This is a genomic window from Pseudonocardia halophobica (genome assembly GCF_027922425.1).
Lineage (GTDB): Bacteria > Actinomycetota > Actinomycetes > Mycobacteriales > Pseudonocardiaceae > Pseudonocardia > Pseudonocardia halophobica.
This window is the reverse complement of record NZ_BSFQ01000011.1, coordinates 123469-139012: the sequence shown is the minus strand read 5'-3', so window position 1 is coordinate 139012 and position 15544 is coordinate 123469. Positions and strand designations below refer to the sequence as shown.

The 15544-nt window shown below is 74.2% G+C and carries 14 protein-coding genes and 1 riboswitch; of the genes, 8 read left to right on the top strand and 6 right to left on the bottom strand.

The window, feature by feature from the left end; all coding sequences use genetic code 11:
• Positions 1–44 precede the first annotated feature (44 nt).
• From PKE99_RS15545 to PKE99_RS15530, 4 genes are read right to left on the bottom strand one after another with little or no spacing between them, the layout of a single operon-like run.
• A complete protein-coding gene (locus PKE99_RS15545; RefSeq protein WP_037045313.1) occupies positions 45–755 on the bottom strand; it encodes a TetR/AcrR family transcriptional regulator in 711 nt (236 codons plus the stop codon).
• Complete coding sequence (locus PKE99_RS15540) at positions 752–1510, bottom strand: maleate cis-trans isomerase family protein (protein ID WP_037045312.1); 759 nt, start codon at positions 1508–1510, stop codon at positions 752–754. Before PKE99_RS15540 ends, PKE99_RS15545 begins: the two co-directional genes overlap by 4 nt.
• A complete protein-coding gene (locus PKE99_RS15535; RefSeq protein WP_037045310.1) occupies positions 1507–3150 on the bottom strand; it encodes a (2,3-dihydroxybenzoyl)adenylate synthase in 1644 nt (547 codons plus the stop codon). The genes PKE99_RS15540 and PKE99_RS15535 overlap by 4 nt, the downstream gene beginning before the upstream one ends.
• A complete protein-coding gene (locus PKE99_RS15530; RefSeq protein WP_037045308.1) occupies positions 3147–4643 on the bottom strand; it encodes an FAD-dependent monooxygenase in 1497 nt (498 codons plus the stop codon). Before PKE99_RS15530 ends, PKE99_RS15535 begins: the two co-directional genes overlap by 4 nt.
• A gap of 145 nt (positions 4644–4788) precedes the next feature.
• On the opposite strand from PKE99_RS15530, the gene PKE99_RS15525 reads away from it, so the two are divergent.
• From PKE99_RS15525 to PKE99_RS15510, 4 genes are all read left to right on the top strand, one after another.
• On the top strand, positions 4789–6885 hold the full coding sequence (locus tag PKE99_RS15525) for a hydantoinase/oxoprolinase family protein (RefSeq protein WP_037045306.1): 2097 nt from the start codon (positions 4789–4791) through the stop codon (positions 6883–6885).
• A 1-nt stretch (position 6886) separates the two neighbouring features.
• Positions 6887–9190 (top strand): hydantoinase B/oxoprolinase family protein, encoded by a 2304-nt coding sequence (locus PKE99_RS15520; RefSeq protein WP_037045305.1) that lies wholly within the window; start codon positions 6887–6889, stop codon positions 9188–9190.
• Between the two features lie 395 nt (positions 9191–9585).
• The gene (locus tag PKE99_RS15515; RefSeq protein WP_051737357.1) at positions 9586–10335 is read left to right on the top strand and encodes a gamma carbonic anhydrase family protein; all 750 of its coding nucleotides are present in this window, start codon (positions 9586–9588) and stop codon (positions 10333–10335) included.
• Between the two features lie 119 nt (positions 10336–10454).
• Entirely contained in the window at positions 10455–10598 is a 144-nt protein-coding gene (locus tag PKE99_RS15510) for a hypothetical protein (RefSeq protein ID WP_156067556.1), read from the top strand.
• 479 nt (positions 10599–11077) lie between these two features.
• Here the strand turns inward: PKE99_RS15510 and PKE99_RS15505 are convergent, their stop codons facing one another.
• Positions 11078–11266, bottom strand: a complete 189-nt coding sequence (locus tag PKE99_RS15505; RefSeq protein WP_037045301.1) for a hypothetical protein — start codon at positions 11264–11266, stop codon at positions 11078–11080.
• Positions 11267–11450: 184 nt separating this feature from the next.
• On the opposite strand from PKE99_RS15505, the gene PKE99_RS15500 reads away from it, so the two are divergent.
• Both PKE99_RS15500 and PKE99_RS15495 read left to right on the top strand, forming a co-directional pair.
• A complete protein-coding gene (locus tag PKE99_RS15500) occupies positions 11451–12914 on the top strand; it encodes a linalool dehydratase/isomerase domain-containing protein (protein ID WP_051737356.1) in 1464 nt (487 codons plus the stop codon).
• The gene (locus PKE99_RS15495) at positions 12911–13408 is read left to right on the top strand and encodes an SCO family protein (protein ID WP_037045300.1); all 498 of its coding nucleotides are present in this window, start codon (positions 12911–12913) and stop codon (positions 13406–13408) included. Before PKE99_RS15500 ends, PKE99_RS15495 begins: the two co-directional genes overlap by 4 nt.
• Positions 13409–13412: 4 nt before the next feature.
• Here the strand turns inward: PKE99_RS15495 and PKE99_RS15490 are convergent, their stop codons facing one another.
• Entirely contained in the window at positions 13413–14354 is a 942-nt protein-coding gene (locus PKE99_RS15490; protein WP_037045299.1) for an AraC family transcriptional regulator, read from the bottom strand.
• A 103-nt stretch (positions 14355–14457) separates the two neighbouring features.
• Positions 14458–14523, top strand: a riboswitch (guanidine-III (ykkC-III) riboswitch).
• 14 nt (positions 14524–14537) lie between these two features.
• Here PKE99_RS15490 and PKE99_RS15485 point away from each other — a divergent pair.
• Both PKE99_RS15485 and PKE99_RS15480 read left to right on the top strand, forming a co-directional pair.
• On the top strand, positions 14538–14852 hold the full coding sequence (locus tag PKE99_RS15485; protein WP_037045298.1) for a DMT family transporter: 315 nt from the start codon (positions 14538–14540) through the stop codon (positions 14850–14852).
• An 83-nt stretch (positions 14853–14935) separates the two neighbouring features.
• On the top strand, positions 14936–15544 hold the full coding sequence (locus PKE99_RS15480) for a carboxymuconolactone decarboxylase family protein (RefSeq protein WP_037045296.1): 609 nt from the start codon (positions 14936–14938) through the stop codon (positions 15542–15544).

Sequence of the window (15544 nt, the reverse complement as noted above, 5' to 3'; positions counted from 1 at the left end):
GGGCTCCTCCACCTGCGACGGAGGGGCCCGTGGGACCGGCGGGATCAGAGATCGAGGATGCGCTCCAGGTGGTCGAGGTCCTGGCGCAACAACTTCAGGGCCGCCGCCGGCCCCTCGGCCTCGGGGGCCTGGCCGTCGGGACGGACCAGAGCGGCGACGGCCATGTCCGCGAGCTGGTCGGTCACGCTCGCGGCGGTGTCCCTGCCGCCGGGATGGAACCACCAGGCGACCCAGTTGCACATGCCGAGCACGCCCAGCGCCGCGACCCGGGCGTCGACGGGCCGGAAGCGGCCCGCGCGGACGCCGTCGTCGACCACCCCGGCGATGACCTTGAGCACCGCGCGGCGGCTCTCGTCGTAGGCCGTGGTCAGCTCGGCCGGGAGCTCGGCCTCGGAGCGGATGAGCAGCCGGAACCGCGCGGGCTGTGTGGTCCGCCTCCCGACGATCACCTCGACGATCCCGCGCAGCCGCCGCACCGGGTCCTCGTCCCGCTCGACGAGCGCGTTCAGCTCGTCCAGCGGGCCGTTGGTGACCTCGGTGACGAGCTTGGCCAGCAGCTCGTCCTTGCTCTTGACGTAGTAGTAGAGCGCGGGCCGGGTGATGCCGAGGGCGTCGGCGATGTCCTGCAGGCTCGTGCCGGCGAAGCCGCGCTCGGCGAAGAGCCGGGTGGCGTGCTCGTAGAGCTCGTTCTCGACCAGCTCGCGCCGGGCCGTGCCGGCCCGCCCGCCCTTCCGGCCCGCCCCCGGTTCGCTCATGCGCCGATGGTAGGTGGCGCCGGAGCGGGCGCAGCCGACCGACCGGCCCCGGCGAGCAGGCTCCCCGCCCCGGGAAGCACCGGATCGAGGCCGAGCCCGCGCAGCAGCGCGTACGCCCCGGCGGTGGCCGCGGACAGCACCGGCAGCCCGAACTCCTCCTCGGCGGGCGCGACGAGGTCCAGCGACGGCATCTGCACGCAGGCGGAGATCACCAGGGCGTCCGCACCGGTCAGGTCCAGCCCGCGGGCCGCGCCGAGCACCCGGTCGCCGGGGATGCAGCCGACCTCGGCGTTGTCCCCCACCTCGAGGGCCACCCAGTCGACGACGGCGAACCCCTCCGCCTCGAGGTACGCGACGACCTGCTCGGCCAGGGGCCTCAGGTACGGCGTGACCAGCGCGATCCGCCGCGCGCCCAGCGCCTGCAGCCCCTCGACCAGGGCGCCCGCGCTGGACAGGACCACGGCGTCGATCTGCGCGCGCACCTCCTTCTCGACGCGCTGGTGCTCCCCCGGCCCCTGCGCCATCAGTGCGACGAGGCAGGCGTAGAGCAGGGCGTCGACGCGGGCGTCGGCCAGCTCGTCGACGCACCGCTCGCGCTGCGCGTTCATCGCCCTGAGCTCCTCCGGCGACACCTGGTGCATCCGCATCCGGCTGGAGTGGAAGGAGAACCGCTCGGGGTGCCGGGCGAGCAGGGCGGGGATCTCGGTCTCGACGGTCACGTTGGAGCTGGGGACGACCAGCCCGATCCTCTTCATGTACCCACCTTGGAAGCGATGTCGGCCGCCAGGGCCTTCTTGTCGGTCTTGCCCACGAGCGTCCGCGGGATCTCGGCGAGGTGCTCGATCCGCTCCGGCCACTTGAACTTGGCGACGCCCAGCCCGGCGAAGTGCTCCTGCACCTCGGGCAGGGTCAGGTCGGGCCCCTCGACCACCACGTACGCGCACGTCCGCTCGCCGAGCCGGGGGTCCGGCATGGCGACCACGGCCGCGCCGGTGATCCGCGGGTGGCGGAGCAGCAGCAGCTCCACCTCCTCGGCGTTGATCTTCTCGCCGCCGCGGTTGATGAGGTCCTTGATCCGGCCCTCGATCGAGACGTGCCGCTGCCCCTCGATCTCGACCAGCGCGGCCAGGTCGCCGGTGCGGTAGAACCCGTCGCTCGTGAAGGCGCGGGCGTTGTGCTCCGGGGCGTCGAAGTAGCCGCGCAGGGTGTAGGGCCCGCGACAGCACAGCTCGCCGACCTCGCCGGGCGGGACCTCGTCCTCCGTCCCCGGTTCGAGGATCCGCACCTCGTCGTGCGCGGACAGCGGGGTGCCGACGGTCGTGGCGCGGGCCTCCCGGGGCGCGCCCGGCCGGGTGGTGAGGAACAGCCCCTCGCCCATCCCGAACAGCTGCCCCGACCAGAGCCCGCGGTCCTCCAGGCCGTCGAACAGGGCGGGCGGGACCTTGCTGCCGGACAGCACGACCTGGGTCACGGCCGCGACGGCCGCGGGGAAGTCCGGGTGCTCGGCGGCCCGGTAGTGCCCGTGCCCGAGCAGCACGTGCGTCGCGCCCTCGGGCGCCATCAGCGGCAACGACTCGTCGAGGTCGGGCGTGCCGAGGACCAGGCAGGCGCCGACGCTGTGCGGGCCGTGGACCGCGCAGACGATCCCGGCGTTGTGGATGATCGGGATCAGGTGCGCGACGCGGGTGTCTGCGGTCCAACCCCAGGACCGCGCGTACTCCACGGCGTTGTACCAGTACTCGGCGTGCAGCCGCGGGATCACCTTGGGCACTCCGGTGGTGCCGCCGGAGAGCTGGAAGGCCGCGACGGCGTCGGGCTCCAGGTCGGCCTGCACCCGCTCGACGAGCGCCCGGGCGGACTCCCCGTCGACGTCGGCGCCGAGGGTCGACAGCGCCACGCCGCGCGGGTCGTCGCCGACGACCAGGACGTGCCGCAACGTCGGGTGCCCCGCCCGCTGCTCCTCGGCGAAGCCGACCAGGTCGAAGCCGCGCGTCCCCGCCTCGACCAGGTGCGCGACCGCCCCGACGCGGCGGCTGATCTCGCCGATCTCGTGTCCGCGGTGCGCGGCCAGGGTGGCGACCGGGACCAGCCCGGCCTTCAGCACCCCGTACCAGGCGACGACGGCGTCGAGCCGGTTCGTGACCTGGAACAGCACCGGGTCGCCGGGCCGCAGCCCGAGCCCGGCGAGCCCGGCGGCGAGCCGGTCGGTGCGCTCGTCGAGCGCGCGGTAGGTCAGCCGGCCGTCGAGGGCGACGACGGCCTCCCGGTCCGGGTGGGCGAGGGCCACCCGGTGGAACTCGGTGGCGATCGGGGCGGTGCCCCACAGCCCGGCCTCGCGGTAGGCGCGGACGTCGGCCTCGGGGTACGGGACCAGAGGGGCCTGGGCGAGGGTCATGGCGTCTCCTGTACGTCGGTGAGCACCACCCGGTCGGTGCGTCCGCTGACCAGCCCGGCCGCCAGATCGTCGCGCAGCGCGGCCGGTCCCTCCACCGCCGTCGGCACGCCGGCCTCGAGACCGATCCGCTCGGCCAGGTCCAGGCGGGTCAGCAGCGCAGGGCGGTCGGGCGGTCCGGTGAGCCGGACCCCGGCCGTGCCCCGCGCCTGCGCGACGAGCGCGTCCCCGGCCGCGGACCACGGGTCGTCGAGCGCGGCGCGCAGCGGGACGAGGTCGGCGGCGCGGTGGCGGGCCGGCGGGTGGTCGAGGACCCAGGAGGTGATGCCCTCGGGAGCGACGTCGGCGGGCTCGCCGGCGTACTGCTCCAGCGCCGCGCCGACGACGTCCGGGCTGGTCTGCGCGAACCGGTCCAGCGGCACGTTCCCGGCCCGGGACATGTAGGCGACCATCAGCCGTTCGACGGGCAGGTGCAGCCGGGCGGGGAAGGACTCCCACCACAGCTGGCTGCGCCGGGCGAGCTCCTGCAGCCGCTCGACGGCGGGCCGGCGCACCGCCTCGTAGCGCGCGAACGCCGCATCCCGGTCCGGCTCGGCGCGCAGCGCCTCGACCAGGCCGATCGCGTCCTCCATCGCCAGCTTCGTGCCCGAGCCGATGGAGAAGTGCGCGGTGTGCGCGGCGTCGCCCAGCAGCACGGTGTTCCCCGCCGACCAGCGGTCGCAGCAGACGGTGCGGAAGCGCAGCCAGCGCGTCCGGTTGCCGATCAGCGCGTGCCCGCGCAGCTGCTCGGCGAAGACCTCCCGGAGGTAACGCAGCGAGGTCTCGTCCGAGGCGTCGAACTTGGTGGCCTGCGTGGACGCGTCGAAGCCGGCCCGCCGCCAGGTCTCCTCGTCCGTCTCGACGAGGAAGGTGCTGCGCCCGCCGGAGTAGGGGTAGGCGTGCGTGACGAACACCCCGTGCTCGGTCTCCACCGGCGCGAAGACGGCGTCGTCGAGGGCGAAGTCGGTGCCGCACCACAGGTAGAGGCCCCGGCCGACCTCGATCCGCCCGCCGAACGGCCCGTTCTCGCGGGTCGCGCTGCTGACGCCGTCCGCGGCGACCACCACGTCCGCGTCGAGCTCCCCGGCGGTCACGCGCGTGCCGAACTCCAGCACCACGCCGGCCTTCTCCGCGTGCCGCTGCAGCACGGCGAGCAGCTCGGTGCGCGCGATGCCGATCAGCCGGTCGTTGCGCACCCGGGTCGTGTGCGGCCCGACCTGCATCGTCATGTCGTGCCGCAGGCCCGCGGCCACGAGGTCCCGCAGCGTGTCCGGGTCGGCGGCCTCGAGCTTGCGCTGCGTGCCGGCGGCGAGCCCCACGCCGAAACCGAAGGTGGTGTCGGGCTCGCCCTGCTCGTGCACGACGACCTCGCAGGACGGATCCGCGAGCTTGAGCAGGCGGGCGGCGTAGAGCCCGCCCGGCCCTCCGCCCAGCACCGCGACGCGACGTGGCTGCATCTGCTCCCTCTCCGTACCAGCTTCTTTGACTTTGCCGTCGACTATTCGACGACATAGAAGCCGGAGAAGTCAAGGTTGACTACCGTCGGATGTGTTGAATAGTCTACGCATCCGTCAGCCACCCCTGCGCGAAGGAGCGCCAGCCATGGCCTATGTCATCGGCGTGGACGTGGGCGGCACGTTCACCGACGCCGTGCTCGACGACGACGCCGGGACCGTGCTCGCCGCGAAGTCCCCGTCCACCCCGCCGGACTACTCGCAGGGCGTCCTCGACGTCCTGCGGCTGCTGGCCGACCAGCTCGGGAAACCGCTGCCCGAGATGCTGGCGGAGACCCACCACATCGCGCACGGGACGACGTCGTCGCTCAACGCCCTGGTCATGGGCAACGTGCCTCCGGTCGGGTTCCTCACCACCAAGGGCCACCGGGACTCGATCTTCATCATGAACGTCGAGGGCCGGTACCTCGGCCGCTCCCCGCACGAGCTGCAGCACGTCCTCGGGCAGAACAAGGACCACGCGCTGCTGCCGAAGCGGCACGCCCTCGAGGTGACCGAGCGGATCGACCGCGACGGCGCCGTGGTCGTCGGGCTCGACGAGGACGAGGCGCGCGCCGCGATCCGGGCCCTGCTGGCGGACGGGGGGCGCGCGATCGCCGTCTCCCTGCTGTGGTCCTTCCGCAACCCGGTGCACGAGCGCCGGCTGCGCGAGCTGATCGCGGAGGCGGACCCGGAGGTCTTCGTCGCGCTGTCGTCCGAGGTCAGCCCCCGGATCCGGGAGTTCTCCCGCAACGCCACCACGATCATGAGCACGCAGATCGGGCCCGGCCTGCGGGACTACCTCGGCACGCTGGAGTCGTCGCTGCGGGACAACGGCCTCACCGGTCCGCTGCTCGTCATGCAGTCCAACGGCGGCGCCGTGGCCGCCAAGGAGGCACCGGCGGCGGCGATCAGCACCGTCGGGTCCGTGCTCACCGGCGGCGTCGTCGGGTCGGTGGCCCTGGGCCGCCAGCTCGGCCACCGCAACATCATCTCCACGGACGTCGGCGGCACGACCTTCCTCGCCGGCCTGGTCGTGGACGGCGAGCCCGTCCGCGACACGACCACGGTGATCAACCACCACCCGATCAACGTCCCCACGCTGCGCGTCGACGCGATCGGCTCCGGCGGCGGCGCCATCGCCTGGCTCGACGCCGGCGGCAACCTGCGGATCGGCCCGCGCAGCGCCCAGGCCGTCCCCGGTCCCGCCTGCTACGGCAACGGCGGCACCGAGCCCACCAACACGGACGCGAACCTCGTGCTCGGCATCCTCCCGGAGCGGGGTCTGCTCGGCGGGCGCAAGCCGCTCTCGCTGGACCTCGCCCGGCAGGCCATCGACACCCAGATCGCCAAGCCGCTCGGGCTGACCGTCGAGGAGGCCGCGGCGGCGATCTACACGGTGCAGAACGCACAGACCGGCGACCTGCTGCGCAAGACGGTCGTCGAGGCCGGGCACGACCCGCGCGACTTCGTGCTCTACGCCTTCGGCGGGGCGGGCCCCGCGCACTGCGCCGGGTACGCCGCCGAGGTGGGCTGCGACGAGGTCGTGGTCCCGCTCGGGCCCGTGGCGTCGGCCTTCTCCGCGTTCGGGCTGGCCTCGTCGGACATCGTGCTGGCGGCCGAGCTCTCCGACCCGACCGTCGTGCCCTTCGACCCGCAGCGGGCCGAACGCAACTTCGCCGAGCTGGAGAGCCGGGTCCGCGAGGGTCTGGAGCGGCAGGGCGTGACCTTCGAGAAGGTCGAGCTGTTCCGCGAGATCGACATGCGGTACTCGATGCAGCTCGCCGAGGTCACGGCTCCGGTGGCGAACGGTCCGCTGGGCATGCCCGAGGTCGAGGCCGCCGCGGCGGCGTTCGAGAAGCGCTACGCCGAGCTGTTCGGCAAGGACGCCGGGTTCCGCGAGGCCGGCATCCAGGCGATCACCTTCCGGGTCCGGGCTGTGGGGGTGCTCCCGTTCAGCCCGGAGCTGCCGGAAGTGCCGGCGGCACAGGGAGAAGCGATCCCGTTCACGACTCGGCCCGTGCAGCTCGACGCCCGCCTCGGCTACGTCGACACCCCCGTCCACGACTACGCCGCGCTGCGCGCCGGCCACGTCCTGACCGGCCCGGCGATCGTCGAGGTGCCGACGACCACCGTCGTCGTCCCGGGCGGGACAACGGGCACCGTCGACCACCTCGGCAACCTCACCATCCGCAGGAGTGCTTGAGATGACCATGCCGATCCCCGGCTCGGAGGCCTTCTCCAGCCGCCCCGTCGACCCCGACGAGCTGGCCCGCTCGCTGCCGTCGTCGCTCCCGGTCCACAGCGTGACCCAGGAGCAGATCGACGCCCTCGACCCGCTCACCTACGAGGTCATCCGGCACCGGCTCTGGTCGGTGACCGACGAGATGGGTGAGGCGCTCAAGCGCATGTCCGGCTCGCCGATCGTCACCGACGCCAACGACTTCGACTTCGCCATCTCGGACGAGCTGGGCCAGGAGGTCCAGGTCGGCCTCTACAACACGATGCTCGTCGGCGCCGTGGACCTGGCGATCTACTGGACGCTGCGCAACCGCGCCGACAACCCCGGCATCGAGGCCGGCGACATGTTCCTGTGCAACGACCCGTGGGTCGGCGGCGGGCTGCACCAGAACGACGTGATCGTCTACCAGCCCGTCTTCCACGACGGGAAGCTCTTCGCCTGGACCAGCGCCATCGCCCACCAGCCCGACCTCGGCGGCGTCGGCCTCGGCTCGTTCTCCCCGGCGGCGCAGGACGTCTTCTCCGAGTCCCTGCCCACCCCGCCGGTCAAGGTCGTGCGCGAGGGCCGGCTGCAGCGCGACGTCGCCGACCTCTGGGTGCGCCGCTCCCGCGTCCCGATGCTGGTCGGGCTGGACCTGCGGGCCAAGATCGGCGCCAACAACGTCGGCGCCGAGCGGCTGCACGCCCTGATCGCGCAGTACGGGCCGGACACGGTCAAGGCCGTGATGAAGCGGATGATGTCCGACGCCGAGACCCGCCTGCGGGACAAGCTCTCCGCGTTGCCGGACGGCTCGTGGACCGCCACCGGGTACCAGGACCAGTCCCACGAGGGCGACCGGGACCTGCACAAGATCACGGTGACCACCACGAAGACCGGCGACCGGCTGACCTTCGACTTCACGGGCACGGACCCGCAGGCCGGCGTGATCAACTGCACCTACGCCGGCATGCGCGGCGGCGTCATGCTGGCGCTGCTGCCGATCCTGGCCAACGACATCCCGTGGTCCGCCGGCGGGCTGATGCGCTGCTTCGACCTGGTCACCGAGGAGGGCACGCTCAACAACGCGACCTTCCCCGCCGCCGTCGGGCGCGGGCCGATCGGGCCGGCCTGGCTGACCGGCAGCCTGATCGCCGAGTGCCTGTCCCAGATGCTCGACCGGGACCTGGAGCTGGGCAAGAACGTCCAGGCCACCTGCTGCGGCACGTGGGACACCGCCGTCATCGCCGGGCTGGACGAGCGCGGCGAGCAGCCCGCCCCGTTCCTGTCGATCATGATGGAGCCGATGGCCGGCGGGTACGGCGCCCGCCCGCACGCCGACGGCGTCGACACCGGCGGCCTGTTCTGCATCCCGATGGGCCGGGTGCCGGACGTCGAGATGACCGAGTTCCTCTACCCCGTCCTCACGCTGTGGCGGCGCGAGGTGCCGGACTCCGGCGGGCCCGGGCGGCACCGCGGCGGGCTCGGCGCCTCGATCGCGATCACCCCGCACGGCACCAGCCTCCCGATGGGCCTCGTGCTCGCGAGCGCGGGCAAGGCGGTGGCGCAGAACGCCGGGCTGTCCGGCGGGCACCCCGGCAACAGCGGGCTCGACGTCGTCGCGCGGCAGAGCAGGGTGGCGGAACTGCTCGGCTCCGGCCGGATGCCGTCCTCGCTGGAGGAGGTCGGCGACACGCTGGAGCCCGGGCAGAACTACGCGTCGAGCTACCTGGCGCCCGGCGAGGTCTTCGCGATGACCTGGCAGGGCGGCGGGGGCTACGGCGACCCGCTGACCCGCGACCCCGAGGCCGTCGTCCGGGACCTGCGCGAGCAGAAGATCACCGCCGGCGCGGCGACCGGCGTGTACGGCGTGGTCCTCGCGGACGGCAGGGTCGACCCGGCGGCGACGGCGGCCGAGCGGGAGCGGCTGCGCGGCGTCCGGCGCGACCGGTCCCGGGTGGCGGGCGAGACCCGTGGCAAGGCGGACCTGTCGTCGGTCAAGCGGGTCGACGACAACCTCGTCGAGGTCGGCTCCGCGGTCGCCTGCGCGCACTGCGCCGAGATCCTCGGGGACACCGGGGAGGGCCCGCTCGCCCTCGCGGTCTACGACGGGCCGCCGACCGACGCCGGGCCGCAGATCATCGCGCAGGCGACCGACTACGTCGACGCGCCCGTCGTGTTCCGGCAGTACAGCTGCCCGTCCTGCTGGACGGCGCTGTCCTCCGCGGTCGTCCCCGCCGACCACCCCGACCGGGCCGCCACCCTCGGCCGGCTCACGGTCACGGCCGGCTGACCGACGGGTGGGCGAGCGGCGCTCCCTCCCGCTCGCCCACCCGTTCCGCCCCCTGCCGTCCGCCGGTCAGGGCCTCGCGTCCCCCGCGGCGTCGGCCGATCACCCGGTCCTGGCGGCGAGCGCGCCGCACCACCCTTCGGAGGACCCCGGAACCACCCGGGCAGACGCCCTGAAGGGACTCCTGAAGATGAACAAGCGCATCGCGGTCGCCGCCACCGGCGGGCTCGCCGTCCTCGGACTCGTCGGAGTGGCCGGGGTGGCCGGGGCCGCCGACCCCGTGTTGCCGCACTGCTGACGACGGGTCCGCCGGGCCGAGGGCCTCGCGGACCTTGTCGCGTGCGCCGGCCCCGAGGACAATCGCCGACCCGCACGGGCACGTTCGTCGGGAGGCCATCATGGGCGAGGAGTACCAGCCGCTCCCACGGCCGGTGGGCCGGCACGCGGTGTTCGTCCGGCACCGGTTGCACAGTCCCCGGGTGGCGCAGTCCGCCTACATCGCCCCCAACGCCGTGCTGTGCGGGGACGTCACCGTCGGCCCGCACAGCCGGGTCCTCTTCGGGGCCGTGGTCACCGCCGAGGGCGGGCCGGTCGAGATCGGGGCCCACTGCGTGATCATGGAGAACGCGGTGGTGCGCGGCGTCGCCCGGCACCCGACCCGGCTCGGCGACCACGTGCTCGTCGGGCCGCACGCCTCGCTGACCGGCTGCGTGATCGAGGGCGACACCCGCATCGCGACCGGCGCGGTGGTGTTCAACGGCGCCCGCCTCGGGGTCGGCGCGGAGCTCGACTTCCACGCCGTGGTGCACGTCAACACGGTCGTCCCGGCCGGGACGGCCGTGCCGATGGGCTGGTTCGCCGGCGGCGACCCGGCCGAGCTGGTCCCGCCGTCGGACCGGGACCGCATCCGGGAGCTGATGGGCCCGCTGGACTACGCGGGCACGGTCTTCGGGGTCGGCGGGACGGACACCCCGATGCAGGACATCGCCCAGCGCTACGCCCGCGCCCTGGCCCTGCACAACCGGGACGTCGTGCTCCTGCCGAGCCAGCGCGACCTGCTCGCGCACGAGCCGGAGGAGGAGGGCGAGCACGAGCGGCCCGCGGGCTCGTCGACCGGCAAGGTCGCCGTCGACCACCGGTTCCTGTAGGGCGGCCGTCCCCCGATCGGCCGACACGGCGCTCACCCGGCGCATCCGTCGTCGGGCCGACGGTGCGGGGCCGCGATCGGGAGCAGGGTTCTCCTCAGCAGCGAACGAAGGAGAATCCGATGACCGCCACCGCCACCCTTACTCGCCCGGCCCCGCAGGACCGCCACCACCTGCACGCCGAGCAGACCCCGTCCCCCTGCCCCGGCGCCCCCCGACCCGCCCTCCGCCTGCAGCGCCGGCTCGTCGCCCGGATGGTCGGCTGACCGCTCGTGCGCGCTCGGGGGGAGCGCACGACGCGGCTGGAGGATCGTCGCCGTGCGCTCCCCCGAGGGGAGGCGCCCAGTGACGTGTGGGGGTGCCTGGGCGCCTCGTGCTCGGTGGAGGAGGCGCGCTTCCCCGATATCGCTCGCGCCTCCTCCGACAGGCCTTCCCGCTCGAGCGGTTCGCCTGCCCTCGCGCAGCGGCGCGAGCCGGGGAGTGGAGTCCCGCGGCGACCACCGAGCCCGGTCGACGGCCGCGGGACTCCTGCACCAGGGTTGTGCCCCACGGTCGGTGGACCGGTGGACCCTGACGCCCAGACACGCCACCGCCCCGACGAGGACCATCGCTGTGCCTGGCAGCAGCCGTGTGCCACCGATGCGCCCGTCGAAACATCCTGATCTCGGACGCGTCGCCGTCAGCGGAAGGCCTGCTCCAGGGCGTCGACAGCACGGCCGCGGTTCCGGGAGAACGGGCCGGCGGGTCACGCGACACGGGCGAGCCGCGTTCCCGGCGCGGGGAAGGCCAGCACCTGAGCCGTCGGTTCGGGTTCCCATGGTCGGTGCGTCACGACGGCGCCGCAGCCGCGGCAGCGGCACGGCCGGGTGGCGAGCGCGCCCTCGGGGACGGTGACGATGGCGGTGCAGGTCTGGCAGAGCGTCGTGGTGAACATGGTGTGCCTCCTGGTCCGGGTCCTCGCAGGTGAGACTCCGGTGCGGGCCCCGACTCATCGGCGCGCGCCGTGTTCCGGGAACGCCTTTTCCGGGTTCCCGGATCGACGGTCCGGCGGCCCGGCGAGCGGCTAGCGTCCGGCGCGGCGGACCGCGGTGCGGGCGGCCGCCGGAGGGAGGACGGCGATGTCCCACGGGGTCCTGACCCGGGAGCAGCTCGGGCACCTGCGGCACTGGGACAACCTGTCCCGGCAGCTGCCCAACGACTGGTCGCTGATGCAGGGCAAGGGCGTGAGCCAGGACGACTTCGGCGGCTACCGCTTCCAGCTCGCCTACATGGTCTACGGGCTCGCCCTCGCCCACCGGCACCGGCTGCCCGCGGCGCCCGGCCTGTTCGCCCCCACGATCCGCCGGCTGATCGAGAAGCTGCTCATGCCCGAGGTGTGGCTGTACTGGCGCGACGTCTCCCGCGGCGGCTCGGTGTTCAACGCCCACCTCTCGGAGGGGCTCGCCGAGGAGTGGGACCCGGTCGTGCGGGACAACATCATGTACTCGGCGTACGTGCAGTCCTGCGCCGCGCTGCACGACCAGCTCTTCGGCACCGACCACTACGCCGCGCCGGGCTCGCTCACCTTCCGGCACTGGTCGTTCTTCTGGGGCGGGCCGGAGAAGCGGTTCGCCTACGACCGGGACTCGCTGACCGAGCACCTCTACTGGCTCATGGTCGAGAGCGGCTACCTCGGCGTCGCGTGCGAGCCGAACTGCGTGTTCCAGATCTGCAACCAGCCCGCGATCCTCGGCTTCCGGCTGCACGACCAGATCACCGGCGGTGCCCGCGCCGACGACGTCGTCGCGGGTTACGAGAAGGCCTGGGCCGACTTCGGCCGCCTCGACGACGCCGGCCACTACGCCATGATGATCTCCCAGGACACCCGGGAGGTGCGGCCCAACGAGCGCCCCTCCCCCTGGGTCGACGCCTGGTGCGGCGCGCTGATGAACACCTGGAACCACGACTTCGTGCACGGGCACTACCGGCGGCAGGTCGCCGACTTCCTCGAACCCGGGCCCGACGGCACGGTGTCGGTGCCCTCCGCACCCGCGCGGCAGGTCATGGGCCAGGAGATCGTGTCCGACACCTGCGACTTCGGCTGGGTCGCGGCCTGGGCCTCCGAGATGGGCGACCGGGACACCCTCGACGGCCTGCTCGCCCACGCCGACCGGTTCATGACCCCCACCTGGCGCGACGGAGGCCTCTACTACCCGCGCAACGACACGCCGTCGGACGCCGACGGGCGGCGCACCGAGATCGAGCCCATGTCCGGCAACGTCCTGCTCGGCTACGCGCGGCTGAACGTCGCGGACGGCCTGCGGCGCATCTACCAGGAGCCCTGGCCGGCCGGCCACCACGACGCGCCCCGGCTCGCCGCGGTCGACCGCGACGTCGAGGTCAGCCGCGCCGAGGTCGTCGACGGGGTGCTGCACGCCCGCCTGCGCCGCGACCGGACCGTCCCCGGGGAGGGCACCGTCACGCTGGCCGGCCTCCCGCCGGGAACCCGCCTGTGGCTGGGCGGCACGGAGGTCACCCCGCGCACCCCGTCCGTGCTCGACGTGCCGGACGGCGCGGCCGTCGACATGGTGGCCGCGCCGTGACCGCCCCGCCGATCCGCGCGACGTACTCCCTGGTCGACCACCACAACACCCCGGTGACCGAGCGGACCTACCGCGGGCGCTGGCAGCTGGTCCAGTTCGGGTTCACCTCGTGCCGCGTGGTCTGTCCCCGCGCCCTGGCCAAGCTCGACGACGTGCTGGACCGGCTGGGCGACGCGGCCGCGGCCGTGGTCCCGCTGTACGTCACCGTCGACCCCGAGCGGGACATCCCGGAGCGCCTCGAGGCGCACCTCGAGGCCACGCACCCACGCTTCACGGGGCTCACCGGGACCGCGGAGCAGACCGGCGATGCAGCCGCGTCCTTCCGGGTCTTCACCCGCCGCCGCGACACCCCGGCGGGCTACGACGTGCAGCACACCGCGATGACGTACCTGCTCGATCCGGCCGCGGCCCCGGCCCGGTACTGGTCGGACACCCGGGACGCCGAGAGCATCGCCGCGGACCTGACGGCGCTGCTCGCCGCGGCACGGACCTGAGCCGTCAGGCCGACACGACCGGCGGCTCACCCGGGCGGGCCCACGCCCCGGGCGCGACCCCGTACCGGCGCCGGAAGGCACGGGTGAACGTGGTGGTGTCGGCGAACCCGCACCGGGCGGCCACGGCAGCGACGGTCGGGCGGTGCTCGCGGCCGAGCAGGTGGGCGGCCCGCCGGAGGCGCTCGTCGCGCAGGAACGTGGCGGGTGGCGGCTGTCCCGCCTCGGCGAACACGCGCGTGACGTAGCGGCCGGACACACCGAAGCGCCGGGCGATCGTGTCGACGGACATGCCGGGATCGGTGAGGTTCTCCAGGACGAACCGCTGCATCGTCGCGGCGAGGGCGACCGGACCGGTGGGCGGTGTCTCGGTGCCGCCGAGCGAGCCGAGCAGCGCGTCGAGCATCTGCAGCACCGCGGACGACATCCGGGCGGCCGACACCGCGTCCAGGCCGTCGACGGTCTGCTCGAGCGTGTCCGCGGTGGCGGCCAGCACGCGCAGTGCGGGGATCGACCCCGGGATCGTCCGCGCGAGGCCGGCGGAGACCGCGGCCTCGTCGAGCCCCGCGCACTCCCCCGTGACCTGCAGCGTCAGGCAGGAGGTCGACGCCTCGCACTCGAGCGACAGCCGCTCGCGGCTGCGGTACAGCACGGCCTCGCCGGCGACCGCCCGAGCGACGCGCCCCGCCTGCGCCACCCGGACCGCGCCGCGGCGCTGGATCGAGAGGAAGAGGGTGTCCGGTGCGTCGTCCACCGACCCGGCCCGGGTCATCCGGCAGGGGTCGGCCGCGATCCGGGAGAGGCCCAGGCGGGTGTCGAGCCCGCGTCCGACGATCTCGCCGCGGAACCCCGCGGTCCCCGCGGCGGGCGGCCGGACCCGGAGCGGGACGAAGCTGGTCTCGGCGATCGCGCTCCACTCGTCGAACGAGGAGGCCGCCGCCGAGAACATCCCGTGATGCTAGCCGGACTCGCGGCCCCTCCGGCAGCGATCGGTGCGGGTCGGACCGGTCACCAACCGGGCTCGACGAGCGCGGGCGTTGCTACCGTTGATCGTGGACCCGCCTCCTGCGGACTCCCCGGACGAGCGCGTCGTACCCGGCACGACAAGACGACGCCGTTCCGGAGGTGTGTCATGGCGTGGATCGTCCTCGTCGTCTCGGGTGTCCTCGAGACCGTCTGGGCCGCGGCGCTGGCCCGCAGCCGCGGGTTCACCGCGGTCCTGCCGTCCGTCACGTTCCTCGTTGCGCTGGTCCTGAGCATGGCCGGCCTCGCGTACGCGCTGCGGTCGATCCCCGTCGGCACCGGCTACGCGACCTGGGTCGGGATCGGCGCCGTCGGCACCGCGCTCTACGGCATGGTCGCCCTCGGCGAGCCGACGACCGCGGCCCGGCTGCTGTGCCTGGTCGCGATCGTCGCCGGCGTGGTGGGGCTCAAGTTCCTGCACTGACCGACCTGTACCGGGGTCCCGCCGTAGGCTCCGGTCGACCTCGCCAGGAGGAGGACCATGACCACCGAGAGCGCGCACCTCGCATGACCGACGAGCTCGTCGGGCGCCCCGAACGCCCCGGGCCGCCGCGCAGCCGCCCGCAGGCCCGGGCCGACCTGGACCCCGAGCGGGCCGCCCTGCACGACCTGATCGCCACCGGTCCGCGCCGCGCGCAGAGCCGGGTCCCGCTCGTCGACGACGAGGAGCGGCTGCTCGGCCCGTTCGGGGCGATGCTGTTCTCCCCGCGGATCGGGTCCGCCGTCCAGCAGGTCGGCGCCGCCCTGCGCACCGACCCCGACCTGCCCCCGCGCCTGCGCGAGCTGGCGGTCCTCACCGTCGCGGCGCACACGCGGTCGGAGTTCGAGTGGACCTCGCACGAGGGCACGGCGCGGGACGCCGGGCTGACCTCCACGCAGCTCCAGGCCCTGCTCGACGGCACGGAACCGGCGGGGCTCGACGCCGCCGAGCGGCACGCGTGGCGGGTCGCCCGGGCCCTGCTCGTCGACCGCGACGTCGACGACGAGCTGTACGCCGCCGCCCTCGGCGCGCTCGGCCGCGACACCCTCGCCGCCCTGGTCTGGCTCGTCGGCTACTACTCGATGCTCGCCGGCGCGCTGGCGACCTTCCGGCCCGCCGGCCCCGGCTCCCGGTAG

Excerpts from the sequence above, each read along its gene's own strand:
- PKE99_RS15515 (WP_051737357.1), top strand. The coding sequence starts at position 9,586 with ATGGGCGAGGAGTACCAGCCGCTCCCACGGCCGGTGGGCCGGCACGCG.
- PKE99_RS15535 (WP_037045310.1), bottom strand. The coding sequence starts at position 3,150 with ATGACCCTCGCCCAGGCCCCTCTGGTCCCGTACCCCGAGGCCGACGTC.
- PKE99_RS15510 (WP_156067556.1), top strand. The coding sequence starts at position 10,455 with ATGACCGCCACCGCCACCCTTACTCGCCCGGCCCCGCAGGACCGCCAC.
- PKE99_RS15500 (WP_051737356.1), top strand. The coding sequence starts at position 11,451 with ATGTCCCACGGGGTCCTGACCCGGGAGCAGCTCGGGCACCTGCGGCAC.
- PKE99_RS15485 (WP_037045298.1), top strand. The coding sequence starts at position 14,538 with ATGGCGTGGATCGTCCTCGTCGTCTCGGGTGTCCTCGAGACCGTCTGG.
- PKE99_RS15545 (WP_037045313.1), bottom strand. The coding sequence starts at position 755 with ATGAGCGAACCGGGGGCGGGCCGGAAGGGCGGGCGGGCCGGCACGGCC.
- PKE99_RS15540 (WP_037045312.1), bottom strand. The coding sequence starts at position 1,510 with ATGAAGAGGATCGGGCTGGTCGTCCCCAGCTCCAACGTGACCGTCGAG.
- PKE99_RS15480 (WP_037045296.1), top strand. The coding sequence starts at position 14,936 with ATGACCGACGAGCTCGTCGGGCGCCCCGAACGCCCCGGGCCGCCGCGC.
- PKE99_RS15525 (WP_037045306.1), top strand. The coding sequence starts at position 4,789 with ATGGCCTATGTCATCGGCGTGGACGTGGGCGGCACGTTCACCGACGCC.
- PKE99_RS15520 (WP_037045305.1), top strand. The coding sequence starts at position 6,887 with ATGACCATGCCGATCCCCGGCTCGGAGGCCTTCTCCAGCCGCCCCGTC.
- PKE99_RS15505 (WP_037045301.1), bottom strand. The coding sequence starts at position 11,266 with ATGTTCACCACGACGCTCTGCCAGACCTGCACCGCCATCGTCACCGTC.
- PKE99_RS15530 (WP_037045308.1), bottom strand. The coding sequence starts at position 4,643 with ATGCAGCCACGTCGCGTCGCGGTGCTGGGCGGAGGGCCGGGCGGGCTC.
- PKE99_RS15490 (WP_037045299.1), bottom strand. The coding sequence starts at position 14,354 with ATGTTCTCGGCGGCGGCCTCCTCGTTCGACGAGTGGAGCGCGATCGCC.